Raw genomic sequence first — 13,685 nt, 5'->3', positions numbered from 1 at the left:
TGAGGGAAGGGTTATGGAAAAAATAGCAGTTGTAACAGACAGCAACAGCGGAATTACACAGAAAAAAGGAAAAGACATGGGGATTTTTGTTGTCCCAATGCCGTTTTTTATCGATGGGGAGTTATATCTGGAGGACATCAATCTTACCCAGGAAGAGTTCTATAAGAAATTGGCAGAGGATTCTAATATATCTACTTCTCAGCCAGCGCCGGGAGAAGTGATGAATCTGTGGGAGAGCCTTTTGAATGAATTTGATGCAATTGTGCATATTCCAATGTCCAGTGGGTTGAGCAGTACCTGTGAAACAGCAATTACGCTGGCAGAAAATTATGAGGGACGTGTTCAGGTCGTGGACAACCAAAGAATTTCTGTCACGCAGGAGCAGGCTGTAATAGATGCGCTTCATCTGGTAGAGGCGGGGAAAAGCGCTAAGGAAATAAAGGAGATCCTGGAAAAAGAAAAATTAGAGTCTAGCATTTATATTACAGTGGATACCTTGAAATATTTGAAAAAGGGCGGAAGAATAACCCCTGCAGCGGCGGCGCTCGGAACCGTTTTAAATTTGAAGCCTGTGTTGCAGATACAGGGTGAAAAGCTAGACGCCTATGCAAAGGTAAGAGGCTGGAAGGCTGCAAAGCGCACGATGCTGGAGGCGGTTGAGAAAGACATAAACGGACGCTTTGCCGGAAAAGAAGATAAATTAGTATTGGGAATGGCTTATACATGCAGTGTGGAGGAGGCAAAAGAATGGAGAGAAGAAATTCATGCCAGATTTCCGCAGTATGAAATCATGGAAGCTCCCCTTTCTCTAAGCGTGGCATGCCATATTGGCCCAGGGGCGATGGCAGTCACATGTACAAAGAAAGTGATGTAATATAAAGTTAATTGACGAAATGGTTCGCGCAAGAGGGCGTGTATTGCAACGTTCGTCAGGGCTTCGCCGAAATTCTTCACTCACACAAAGCATCTCTTTCACACTCACACTTTCACTTTCGCCAGCTTAAGTTTATAGTTCCAGGTAGAAAAAATCGACTTCACGCTGCTACACATTTCCAATTGGAAGTAATATAGATACTTCGAAGTGGATGGTTATAGCAAAGCGAAGCCGATTTCTTTTATATAAAATTTAACTAACAAAGCTGTGTACTTTCTTCTGTCAAAGTTTTTCTTCCAAACAAGGAAGGCATTTTTGTCAGTGAAATATGAATATATTGAACGCAACTGTTAGTTGACAAATTGTTGTATATGACTGGTAGAAATGCAACTAAAATAGCTTGTATAATATGGTCAGGATTAAGAAAGGAGCATTTCAATGAATATAGCAGAAAAAATAGTACTCTTAAGAAAAAAGAAAGGAATCTCTCAAGAAGAACTGGCTAATGAATTAAATACATCTCGTCAAGCTATTTCTAAAAGGGAGAACAATCGGAGTACCCCTACGCAATCAATGAAGCTAAAAAGAAAAAGCATTTTTCATATTGTCTGATAGTTATTGCTCCCTTTATAGTAATATTAGCAGTATTCATATGCTATTATTGTTTTTATTATTAAGGACGATTTTACTATAAATCCCAGTTTCGTCAATTTAATAATTATAATATTAAGCAGTTATCTTTAGAGATGAACTGCTTTTTAAATGAAAGACACCTCCGTCTTTCTGAATAAAAATTTTACATTGCATGGAATCCGCCTGCATAAATATCCGCCGTCCATAAATAACTAAAACTACTAAAAAGAAAAATCGAGAAACTTATAGCATAAATAATAGTCTTTAATGGAGTAGTATTCTTTTCTTCCTTTTTAATGTAATCTATAATAATATTCAATAAAAATATAATGCTCCATAAAAGTAATAAAAAGGGCTGTATTTTACCAACGATAGTCCACAGCAAATTTAGTGCACTAAAAATTAGTAAGCTGGCAGTCGTTAGCATGAATATAGTAAATAGTATACGCTTACATTTTTTGAAATACAATGGCAGCGTCGAGTTGGTTTTCTCGACTTCCTCCTTTCTAAGCAAACAAGCAAATCTATATGGTGATAATGGTTCTATTATAATTTACACTTTTATAACAGGCTGATTGTATTCATTTGCGAAAGCTGTTTTATATTTATCTGTTATGACAGAGGTATAAAGATTGGACGCCAGTATGTCTTGTGTGAGCATTTTTTTTGCTGTTCCTGTAAGCGCTTCTATATCGGTGGAACGGACAAGAAGCGGCAGGGCGCTTTTTTTGGAAATGAGGGGAAGTATTTTTTCTCTGTCTTTTCGAAATCCTAAAAGGCGGGCATAAAAATGTCCTCCCTGCTGTGCAGATGTTTCTATATTTTCTTTTTTTATGCCGAGCATAATATGGAGGAGGGCGCGGTTAATTCTTGTCTGTGTGACTTCCCTGGTTTTGAGCAGTTCACAGAACTGTTTATAGTTAAAGAAATCATTTAAACAAGAACAGATACGGTTGGCAAGTTCTTCTGAAACATCATTGTAGCGTATGAATTCTTTTGGTTTTTTATTCAGCAGCTTATATTTTAATATCAATGAAAAATCATTTTGATATACAGGATAAAGGACATGGTGATAATCCTTTAAAAGTTCCAGACAGCAGGAGGGAACCTGGCTTTCCAATTCACCTAATATGTTGGAAAAAGGAGTGTTTTCAAAGGTGGAACCAAAGCTGCTCGTGTGTATAGAAGAACTAGAGTAGGCAAGCAGGGAACGAATGGCAGAGGCGGAGCTGTACTGATTGCTTAATGCAGTGTCATGGTAGTGGGATTCTTTTCGTTTGATTGTATATGGACGAATAGAGCTTTTTATTTTTTTTAACGCCTTTAAATATTCAATGCCAAGGATATTATTCGGATCATTGAGAAGAAAGGCGCGGTCTTTTGAACCGCTGTATGCCGCAAGAGCCTCTTGTCTCGCAGCCGGGAAAGATTTGCCTTCCTTGAGTTCGGCTTGAAGGCGCTGCCTGTACTGCGGCGGTTCTTCTAAAAGAATATCTGCAATTGTGTTTAAGCCTTCTAAATCGTTACATTCACTGCCAAAGCAGAGTGCGTCTACAATATGCAGGCTGTCCAGAAAAGAGACGGCGCCATGAGCAAATAATTCAGCGCTTCCTGTGGCATAGCAGACGGGAAGCTCAAAAACAGCACTCGCACCGCATTTGAGGGCCATTTCTGCCCGCAGACGTTTGGGCATAATAGCAGGGGTTCCTCGCTGTACATAATCCCCACTCATAATGACAATGGCTGTATCGGCTCCTGTAATGCGCTTTGCTTCTTCGATATGGTAACGGTGTCCGTTGTGGAAAGGATTATATTCTGTAATTAAACCGACAATTTTCATAAGAATCTCCTTGTATATAAATATATGAACTATTATACTATAAAAAGACAGGCTGATGGTAGTAAAATCATTGTAGAAAGAGGGTGCAGGTATAAAATGAGGAAAAATCAGATTTTGGAAATGCTGGAAGCACATAATTATAAAGAGCTAAAAGAAGTTCTGGAGAGTATGCACCCGGTTGATATTGTAGAAATTTTAGAAGAACTGGACAAAAAACAGATGATTCTGATTTTCCGTCTTCTTGCAAAGGAAGAGGCAGCGGAAGTATTTACAGACATGAACAGTGACAAAAGAGAGGATCTGATAAATGCGCTGACAGATTCTGAGCTGGAAGAAGTCATGGAAGAAATGTATGTAGATGATACGGTGGATGTGTTGGAAGAAATGCCTGCAAATGTAGTGGACAGGCTTTTGCTTGCAACAGATGAGGAGACCAGGGCAAAAATCAATGCACTGCTGCAGTATCCTGAGGACAGTGCGGGCAGCATTATGAATGTAGAATATATCAGCCTTAGAAGAGAAATGACGGTGGCGGATGCGATTTTAAAGATTCGGCAGGTCGGTATTAATAAGGAAACAATTTATACCTGTTATGTGACAGAAAAGAGACATTTAATCGGTATGGTGGATGTAAAGGATCTGCTCACAGCGGGAGAGTCCAGAACAATTGAAGAGATCATGGATGAAAATGTACTCTATGCCAGAACCTTGGACGATCAGGAGGACGTGGCAAAAACGATTAAGAAATATGGACTGGTTGCGATTCCGATCATAGATCATGAAAACTGTCTGGTCGGGATTGTAACAGTTGACGACGCCATGCTTGTTTTGCAGGACGAGACAACAGAAGACATCAGTATTATGGCTGGTGTCAGTCCAAATGAGGACTCCTACTTTGGCACCTCGATCTTCAAGCATGCAGGAAACCGTACCCCCTGGCTTATGCTTCTCATGCTTTCGGCAACAGTGACAGGGGAGATTCTTGGCTATTATGAGGAAGCAATGGCAGTGATGCCGGTCTTGATCACGTTTATTCCTATGCTGATGGGGACGGGAGGAAACTGTGGTTCCCAGAGCTCTACTTTAATTATACGCGGACTTGCGGTCGGAGAGATTCAGTTTAAAGATATTTTTCGGGTCATATTTAAGGAAATCCGAATTGCACTTGTAGTAAGTATGATGCTTGCATTTGTGAATGGGATTCGCATTTATATCATGTACGGGCAAAATATGATGCTTTCTGTGGCGCTTGGACTTACTATGATAGCAGTAGTTGTTATGGCAAAATGTATTGGCTGTACGCTGCCGCTTCTGGCAAAAAAATTAGGGTTAGATCCGGCAATTATGGCGGCGCCTCTGATCACAACGATACTGGATACATGCACGATATTGGTATATTTTAATATTGTGACGGCGTTCTTTGGATTATAAATAGATTGTACTTAAAAATGCACATAGATTTCCCGGAAATTTCCTTGTATACAAAAAACCTTTGCGTTATAATAAGGCTTAAGTGAGAAATTATGAAAGGTGGCTGTAAACCATGGGATTTATTGATGAAATCAAAGCAAGAGCGAAAGCTGACAAAAAAACAATCGTTCTTCCTGAGACAGAGGACGAAAGAACGTATAAAGCTGCAGAGGCAGTTTTAAGAGACGGGACAGCAAATCTTATTTTGGTAGGAAAAAAAGAAGAGATTGAAAAAAACAAAAAAAATTATGACATTTCCGGAGCTGTAATTGTGGATCCTGCTACGAGTGAAAAGACAGAAAGCTATATTGCAAAGCTCGTGGAGCTGAGACAGAAAAAAGGAATGACAGAGGAGAAGGCAAGAGAGCTGCTTTTGTCAAATTATTTATATTATGGTGTTATGATGGTAAAAATGAAAGATGCAGACGGAATGGTTTCCGGAGCATGCCATTCTACAGCAGATACATTGCGTCCATGTCTTCAGATTTTGAAAACAAAGCCAGGCACAAAGCTGGTGTCTGCTTTCTTTTTAATGGTTGTGCCGAACTGTGATATGGGAGCTGACGGCACATTCATTTTCGGAGATTCAGGACTAGAACAGAATCCAGATCCGGAAAAGCTTGCGAATATTGCACTTTCTTCCGCAGAGTCTTTCCGTACACTGACAGGAAAAGAACCGATTGTTGCAATGCTTTCTCATTCTACAAAGGGAAGCGCGAAGCATGCGGATGTGGATAAAGTAGTAGAGGCTACAAAGCTCGCAAAAGAATTAGCACCAGACTTAAAGCTGGACGGCGAACTGCAGCTGGATGCGGCGATTGTTCCGGCAGTCGGAGAGTCAAAAGCGCCGGGCAGTCCGGTGGCCGGACATGCCAATGTTTTGATTTTCCCGGATTTGGATGCAGGAAATATCGGATATAAATTAGTGCAAAGGCTTGCAAAAGCAGAAGCATATGGTCCTCTGACACAGGGAATTGCAGCACCGGTCAATGATTTGTCCCGCGGATGCAGTGCGGAAGATATCGAAGGAGTTGTTGCGATTACAGCGGTACAGGCACAGGCTCAATAGGAAAAGGATAGAAGCGTTCCTGTGCAGTCTGCTGACGGCTGGGAAGCGTTTACAATCATTAAGAAAAATCTTCAGGAGGAATAAGAAATGAATGTATTAGTAATCAACTGTGGAAGCTCTTCCCTGAAATTCCAGCTTATCGATGCGGAATCAGAGAAAGTACTGGCAAAGGGTATCTGTGAAAGGATTGGAATTGACGGACAGTTTACCTATCAGCCGGCAGGTGGAGAAAAGGAAAAATCCGCAAAACCAATGCCGACACATACAGAGGCAATTCAGTATGTGCTGGAGGCGCTGACAAATGATAAGACAGGTGTTGTAAGCAGTCTGGACGAGATTGGGGCAGTAGGACACCGCATGGTACACGGTGGAGAAAAATTTGCATCTTCTGTTGTCATCACAGAGGAAGTAAAGAAGGCGGTAGAAGAGTGCAACGAGCTGGCGCCGCTTCATAATCCTGCAAATCTGATCGGGGTAGAAGCATGCGAGAAGCTTATGCCGGGTACACCGATGGTTGGTGTATTTGATACCGCATTCCACCAGACAATGCCTGCAAGAGCATATATGTACGGACTTCCATATGAATACTATGAGAAATATAAAGTAAGACGTTACGGGTTCCATGGGACAAGCCACAGCTTTGTATCTAAGAGAGCAGCGGAAGTAATGGAGAAGCCATATGATCAGCTAAAAACAATTGTGTGCCATCTCGGAAATGGAGCGAGTGTAACGGCAGTGTTAAACGGCAAATCGGTAGATACTTCTATGGGACTGACTCCGTTGGAGGGTCTTGTGATGGGGACGAGAAGCGGAGATATTGATCCGGCAATTATAGAATTTATCGCACACAAGGAAGGGCTTGATATTGACGGCATGATGAAGGTGCTGAATAAGGATTCTGGTGTCTATGGGATTTCCGGAGGACTTTCCAGTGACTTCCGCGACTTGACAGATGCTTCCCTGGCTGGAGATAAGAAGGCACAGACTGCAATGGAGGTATTTTCCTATCGTGTCGCAAAATATATCGGAGCTTATGCGGCTGCTATGAACGGGGTAGATGATATTGTATTTACTGCTGGAATTGGCGAGAATGATGATATTGTAAGAAGCCAGGTGTGCAGCTATCTGGGATATTTGGGAGTGGAATTTGACGAGGAAAAGAACAAAGGCTTGAGAGGAAAGGAAGAAGAGCTTTCCAAACCAGGTTCAAAAGTAAGAGTATTTGTTATTCCTACAAATGAAGAATTGGCAATCGCAAGAGAGACGATGGCGCTGGTAAAATAGAATCAAAGACACCTCTTGACAAACAGTATTTACATGCTATAATAGTCTAGGTATGGATAGGAGTAATCAGTTATGTTAATCAACCTGTCAGACGTCATGTCAGATCGGCATGAGACGGTGGATGAAACAGTGGAACTTAATATGGATATGTTTCAGTCAAAAGCAGGACAGTTTCCTATTGTCAGGAAAAATCCGGTGCGTATAAGAGTGGAGCATGTCAGAGGAAAGGAAATGTTGATATATGTACAGACAGACCTTGACATTGAGATTCCCTGTGACAGATGTCTAAAAGAAGTCCGGCAGAAATTTGTGTTGGATATAAAGAAGCATATAGACTTAGAAGTACCGGATGATAAGTTGACAGAAGAACTGGATGAATCCAATTTTATTATTGACGGATATAACCTTGACGTAGAGAAATTACTCTATAATGAGATTTTGATAGGATGGCCGGTGAAAGTCCTGTGCAGGGAAGACTGCCGGGGAATCTGCAGTATATGTGGTCAGAATCTGAACGAGGGTTTTTGTAACTGTGAAGATACGGGGCTTGACCCTAGAATGTCGGTTGTCCGTGACCTATTTAAGAATTTTAAGGAGGTGTAACCTATGTCAATCTGTCCAAAGAATAAATCTTCAAAGGCAAGAAGAGATAAAAGAAGAGCAAACTGGAAGATGAGTGCTCCGAATCTGGTAAAATGTAGCAAATGCGGAGAACTTATGATGCCTCACAGAGTGTGCAAGGCGTGCGGCTCTTACAACAAAAAAGAAATCATTTCTGTAGATTAATCAGGAAAGAGAGAAAGGGCGTAAAAACTTTGTGTTTTACGTCTTTTTTTATTGATTTTTACTATGATTTCCAGTAGAATAATTGTCAGTAGCGATAGGAGGAGAAGAAATGTCTGATATTACAAGAGTCGCCCTGGATGCGATGGGCGGGGATAATGCGCCGAAAGAAATCGTTAAAGGGGCAGTGGAAGCCGTGAAGCTAAGAAAGGATATTCATGTCCTGCTGACCGGACGGGAGGAAGTATTAAAGAAAGAATTATCAGAATATACTTATCCGGAAGACCAAATTGAGATTATCAATGCGACGGAAGTAATTGAAACTGCGGAACCGCCGGTAATGGCGATTCGAAGAAAAAAGGATTCATCCATCGTAGTGGCCATGAACCTTGTGAAAAAGAAAGAGGCAGATGCCTTTGTGTCAGCAGGGAGTACCGGTGCTGTTCTGGTAGGAGGACAGCTTTTGGTTGGAAGGATTAAAGGTGTAAAAAGACCTCCTTTGGCGCCGCTTTTACCTACTCTAAAGGGTGTTTCACTTCTGATAGACTGTGGAGCAAATGTAGATGCACGTCCGTCTCATTTGGTACAGTTTGCAAGGATGGGGACTATTTATATGGAACACGTTCTCGGCAAGAAAAATCCTACGGTCGGAATTGTCAATATTGGTGCAGAGGAAGAAAAAGGCAATGCACTTGTAAAGGAGACATTCCCGATCTTAAAGGCGTGCAAAGACATTCATTTTATCGGAAGCGTAGAGGCACGCGAGATTCCGTATGGAGCCGCGGATGTGATAGTCTGTGAGGCGTTTGTGGGAAATGTAATTCTCAAGCTTTATGAGGGCGTAGGCGGAGCCTTGGTTAAGAAAATCAAGAAAGGAATGATGAGCTCTGTAAGAAGCAAGATAGGAGCACTTCTTGTAAAACCAGCGCTGAAAGCTACTTTAAAAGACTTTGATTCCAGTGAATACGGCGGTGCACCGCTTCTGGGATTGAATGGACTGGTTGTCAAAACACACGGAAGTTCTACTTCAAAAGAGGTATGCAATTCCATTATCCAATGCCTTACTTTCAAAGAACAAAGGATCAATGAGAAGATAAGAGAAGCGATCCAGAAGGCAGAGGATGAACAAAAAGAAGAATAATCAGGAAAGAAAGGAAAGAGAACTATGGAATTTGAAAAATTACAGGAAATCATTGCGGACGTCTTAAATGTCCAGAAGGAGGAAATTACACCGGAGACTACATTCGTAGATGACCTGGGGGCAGATTCGTTGGATATTTTCCAGATTATCATGGGGATTGAAGAAGAATTTGACATTGAGATTGACAATGAAGAAGCTGAGAAAATTACGACTGTACAGGACGCAGTAGATCAGATTAAAAAGGCTGTTGAATAATAGGAATGGAAAGATGAAAAAGCCCCTATGGGCTTTTTCATTTTAAGAGGAAGTGAATATATGAATGAAAAGTTAAAAAAACTAGAGAGACAAATCGGCTATACCTTTCAGGATTTTTCTCTGTTAAAGAAGGCCATGATGCACAGTTCCTATACAAATGAGAAGCATATGGAGAAGCATTACTGCAATGAACGGCTGGAGTTTTTGGGAGATGCAGTATTAGAACTGGTATCCAGTGAATATCTGTTTCTAAATGAGCCGAAGGTTTCAGAAGGAGAACTGACAAAGACAAGGGCCAGTATGGTATGTGAGCCGTCGCTGGCGTTTTGTGCACGTGAAATCGGGCTGGGAGAGTACTTGCTTCTGGGAAGAGGGGAAGAGGCAACGGGAGGCAGACAGAGAGATTCGATCACTTCTGATGCAATGGAGGCTTTGATTGGAGCAATCTACCTGGATGGTGGTTTTACTAATGCAAAAGAGTTCATCCATCGTTTTATACTGACAGATTTGGAGAATAAAAAACTCTTTTATGATAGTAAAACTATTTTACAGGAAATGATACAGGCGCAGACAGATGAAAAAATTCTCTATCAGCTTGTAAAAGAAGAAGGGCCAGACCACAACAAATCTTTTTTTGTGGAGGTAAAAATCGGGGACAGAACATTCGGTATCGGGAAAGGGCGCACTAAGAAAGCGGCAGAGCAAAAGGCAGCTTATGAAGCAATCCTGAAACTGAAAAAAGAAAGATAAAGCGGGGATTTTATGTATTTAAAAAGTATAGAGGTACAGGGCTTTAAGTCTTTTGCCAATAAGATAAAGTTTGAATTTCATAATGGGATCACAGCCATTGTAGGTCCAAACGGAAGCGGAAAAAGCAATGTGGCAGATGCAGTGAGATGGGTGTTAGGAGAGCAGCGGGTAAAGCAGCTAAGGGGCGGCAGTATGCAGGATGTTATCTTTTCTGGAACAGAGAACAGAAGACCCTTAAGCTATGCGTTTGTGGCAATTACCCTGGATAACTCCGATCACCAGCTTCCAGTTGACTATAAAGAAGTGACAGTGACAAGAAAGCTTTATCGTTCTGGAGAAAGTGAGTATCTGATTAACGGGACAATGTGCCGGTTAAAAGATATAAATGAAATGTTTTATGATACGGGGATTGGAAAAGAAGGTTATTCCATTATCGGACAAGGCCAGATTGATAAAATACTAAGTGGAAAGCCAGAAGAGAGAAGAGAGCTTTTTGATGAAGCTGCCGGAATTGTGAAGTTTAAGAGAAGAAAGAATATGTCTGTGAAGAAGCTGGAAGAAGAACAGATGAATTTAACCAGAGTAAACGATATTCTTTCTGAATTAGAACATCAGCTGGGGCCGTTGGAAATACAGGCAGAGGTGGCAAGGGAATATTTAAAGAAAAAAGAGGAATTAAAAACCTATGACATCAATATGTTTCTTTTGGAAGCAGAACGTGTGAAAGAGCAGATACAGGGAATCGAAGAAAAATATGAGACTGCTTCAGAAGAATTAAAAAGTGCCAATGTACATTATGAAGAGATGAAGGCGGAGTATGAGGCAATAGAGGAAGAAGTGGACGAAATTGACTATTCTATTGAGAAAGCAAAGAGCCAGTTAAATGAGACAACCTTATTAAAACAGCAGTTGGAAGGAAATATCAATGTCTTAAAAGAACAGATTAACACAGCTCGTATGAATGATGAGCATTATGATAATCGTCTGAGTACCATTCGGGTAGAGATTGAGACGAGACAGGCACAAAAAAGAGAGTTGTGCAGTGAAAAAGAGCAGGTGCATGCAAAATTAAGCGATATATCTGCAAAAGATAATGAAGCAAAGCAGACGCTGATAGAAATTCAGACGCGGATTGCGCAGCAGACAGATCAAATAGAGAAGAGCAAACAAGAGATTATGGAGCTGCTTGGAAACCGCGCTTCCACAAAAGCAAAAATCCAGCATTATGATACAACAAAACAGCAGATTGCCTCCAGAAAAGAAATATTGAAAGAAAGTCTGAAAGAACTCACTGCGGAGATAAAAAAGCAGGACGAGGCTCTGCTTGTACATGAAAATGAACAGAGTAAAATAAGAAAAGAGATCGCAGAATATACTGCCCAGATAGAAGAGAATGAAAAACAGATTGAATATTTAAAAAGAGAACTGGCAGAAAAACAGGAGAAGCTGCGGATTGGACAGACTGCATACCACAGGGAGTCCTCCCGTTTAGAATCCTTGAAAAATATTACAGAGCGCTATGACGGATATGGGAACAGCATCCGTAAAGTGATGGCAAACAAGGAAAAAGAAAGAGGACTTCTCGGCGTTGTGGCAGATATTATTAAAGTAGAAAAGGAATATGAAATAGCCATAGAGACAGCGCTTGGGGGCAGTATTCAAAATATTGTTACAGACAACGAAAATACGGCAAAACGGATGATTGCCTATTTAAAACAAAACAAGTTTGGGCGTGCGACGTTCCTGCCATTGACGAGTATGGCGAAAGGAAGCACAATCCGCACGCCGGAGGCGTTAAAGGAGCCAGGGGTTGTTGGACTTGCGCATACACTGGTGCATGTAGAAAAACAATTTGAGGTGCTCGCAGAACAGCTTTTGGGCCGTACGATCGTAGTAGACGAGATTGATCATGGAATACAGCTTGCCAGAAAATACCGTCAGTCGCTGCGGATTGTGACATTGGAGGGGGAACTGATCAATCCAGGCGGCGCTATGACAGGAGGTGCGTTTAAGAATTCAAGTAATTTATTAAGCAGGCGCAGGGAGATTGAAGAGTTTGAAAAAACGGTTGCTCTGCTAAAAGCGGACATGGATGAGATGGAGCAATCGGTCAATCGCATAAAACAGAAACGTACTGCATGCTATAATGAAATGGATGAGATACAGGAGAAGCTTCGTAAGGCATCTGTTATAGAAAATACAGCGAAGATGCATATCGAACAGATAAAAAGCAGACAGGCAGAGACAAAGAAGCAGCAAGAGGCGTATAGGGCTGAACAAGAGACACTTAAGAGAAATCTGGAAGAAATTTTGGACAATGAAGATTCGATTCAGATGGAGTTGGAGACTTCAGAAAGTCTGGAACAGGAATTGAACAGAAAGATAGACAGACTAAACAGTATGTTGTCAGAAGACAGAGAAAAAGAGTCGGTACAGCTTCATACTTCAGAAGAAGTGCATCTGTCCTTAGCCGGATTAGAGCAGCAAAATGTATTTATTCTGGAAAATATCAGCCGTATTGAAGAAGAAATCCAGAAATTTACAGATGAATTAAAAGAATTAGATGTAAATAAAGGAAATGCGACCGAAGAGATTCAGAAAAAAGAAGAGGAAATTGAAGAGTTAAAAGAGACAATTGAAAATTCGAAAGAGTTGTTTATAGAAATTGAAGAAGAGATCAAAGCACAGGTTAAGAAGCGGGAAGAGTTAAACCGTAAACACAAGGATTTCTTAGGAGAGAGAGAAGAAATTTCCAGACATATGTCAGATCTGGACAAGGAGTGTTTTCGTCTGAACAGCCAAAAAGAGTCTTATGAAGAAGCAGCCGAAAAGCTGATAAATTATATGTGGGAGGAATATGAAATCACATATAATCATGCGATGGAGCTTAGAAATGAAAATCTGACAGATCTTGCTTATATGAAACGGCAGATACAGAGCTTAAAAAATGACATCAAAAAATTAGGGACAGTGAATGTCAATGCCATAGAAGATTATAAAAACCTGCTGGAACGGTATACATTTTTAAAAGATCAGCATGATGATTTAGTAGAGGCAGAAAAATCTCTACAGCAGATTATTGAAGAGCTGGACACCGCGATGCGCAGGCAGTTTAAGGAGCAATTTGCTCTGATTTCCAAAGAGTTTGACCATGTGTTTAAACAGTTGTTTGGTGGAGGAAAAGGAACACTGGAATTAATGGAAGAGGAGGACATATTGGAGGCGGGAATCCGCATTATCGCACAGCCTCCGGGAAAGAAGTTGCAGAATATGATGCAGCTCTCTGGAGGAGAGAAAGCTCTGACAGCAATTTCGCTTCTGTTTGCAATACAGAATCTAAAACCTTCGCCGTTCTGTCTTTTGGATGAGATTGAAGCAGCTTTGGATGACAATAACGTGGATCGTTTTGCACGGTATCTGCATAAGCTGACAGAGAATACACAGTTTATTGTGATTACTCACAGAAGGGGAACGATGACATCTGCGGACAGACTATATGGAATTACAATGCAGGAGAAAGGGGTTTCTACCCTTGTATCTGTGGATCTGTTGGAAAAGGAGCTGGATAAATAGTAATTTAATGATA

Annotated in this window: 12 protein-coding genes; 11 read left to right on the top strand and 1 reads right to left on the bottom strand. The window is 41.0% G+C overall.

Features of this window, described 5'->3' with window-relative positions; all coding sequences use genetic code 11:
• Positions 1-13: 13 nt before the first annotated feature.
• Entirely contained in the window at positions 14-874 is an 861-nt protein-coding gene (locus tag ACZ5C4_RS10400; protein WP_464520929.1) for a DegV family protein, read from the top strand.
• A gap of 438 nt (positions 875-1,312) precedes the next feature.
• The gene (locus ACZ5C4_RS10395; RefSeq protein WP_464520928.1) at positions 1,313-1,486 is read left to right on the top strand and encodes a helix-turn-helix transcriptional regulator; all 174 of its coding nucleotides are present in this window, start codon (positions 1,313-1,315) and stop codon (positions 1,484-1,486) included.
• A gap of 574 nt (positions 1,487-2,060) precedes the next feature.
• Here the strand turns inward: ACZ5C4_RS10395 and ACZ5C4_RS10390 are convergent.
• Complete coding sequence (locus tag ACZ5C4_RS10390) at positions 2,061-3,347, bottom strand: nucleotidyltransferase (RefSeq protein ID WP_464520927.1); 1,287 nt, start codon at positions 3,345-3,347, stop codon at positions 2,061-2,063.
• A gap of 96 nt (positions 3,348-3,443) precedes the next feature.
• On the opposite strand from ACZ5C4_RS10390, the gene mgtE reads away from it, so the two are divergent.
• The 9 genes from mgtE (at position 3,444) to smc (ending at position 13,672) form a co-directional block, all read left to right on the top strand.
• Entirely contained in the window at positions 3,444-4,778 is a 1,335-nt protein-coding gene (gene mgtE / locus ACZ5C4_RS10385) for a magnesium transporter (protein ID WP_464520926.1), read from the top strand.
• Between the two features lie 112 nt (positions 4,779-4,890).
• The gene (gene pta, locus ACZ5C4_RS10380) at positions 4,891-5,886 is read left to right on the top strand and encodes a phosphate acetyltransferase (RefSeq protein WP_464520925.1); all 996 of its coding nucleotides are present in this window, start codon (positions 4,891-4,893) and stop codon (positions 5,884-5,886) included.
• A gap of 87 nt (positions 5,887-5,973) precedes the next feature.
• Positions 5,974-7,170, top strand: a complete 1,197-nt coding sequence (locus ACZ5C4_RS10375) for an acetate kinase (RefSeq protein WP_464520924.1) — start codon at positions 5,974-5,976, stop codon at positions 7,168-7,170.
• 72 nt (positions 7,171-7,242) lie between these two features.
• On the top strand, positions 7,243-7,773 hold the full coding sequence (locus tag ACZ5C4_RS10370) for a YceD family protein (protein ID WP_464520923.1): 531 nt from the start codon (positions 7,243-7,245) through the stop codon (positions 7,771-7,773).
• A 3-nt stretch (positions 7,774-7,776) separates the two neighbouring features.
• Positions 7,777-7,956: a 50S ribosomal protein L32 gene (gene rpmF, locus ACZ5C4_RS10365; RefSeq protein WP_004068723.1), complete on the top strand. Its 180-nt coding sequence runs from the start codon at positions 7,777-7,779 to the stop codon at positions 7,954-7,956.
• Positions 7,957-8,065: 109 nt separating this feature from the next.
• A complete protein-coding gene (gene plsX / locus ACZ5C4_RS10360) occupies positions 8,066-9,094 on the top strand; it encodes a phosphate acyltransferase PlsX (protein ID WP_464520922.1) in 1,029 nt (342 codons plus the stop codon).
• Between the two features lie 24 nt (positions 9,095-9,118).
• Positions 9,119-9,349 (top strand): acyl carrier protein, encoded by a 231-nt coding sequence (gene acpP / locus ACZ5C4_RS10355; RefSeq protein WP_186874334.1) that lies wholly within the window; start codon positions 9,119-9,121, stop codon positions 9,347-9,349.
• Between the two features lie 60 nt (positions 9,350-9,409).
• Entirely contained in the window at positions 9,410-10,099 is a 690-nt protein-coding gene (gene rnc, locus ACZ5C4_RS10350) for a ribonuclease III (protein WP_464520921.1), read from the top strand.
• A 12-nt stretch (positions 10,100-10,111) separates the two neighbouring features.
• Complete coding sequence (gene smc, locus ACZ5C4_RS10345) at positions 10,112-13,672, top strand: chromosome segregation protein SMC (RefSeq protein WP_464520920.1); 3,561 nt, start codon at positions 10,112-10,114, stop codon at positions 13,670-13,672.
• The last annotated feature ends 13 nt before the right edge of the window (positions 13,673-13,685 follow it).

The organism is Mediterraneibacter flintii (genome assembly GCF_055387595.1).
This window is presented reverse-complemented; position numbering and strand designations above follow the sequence as displayed.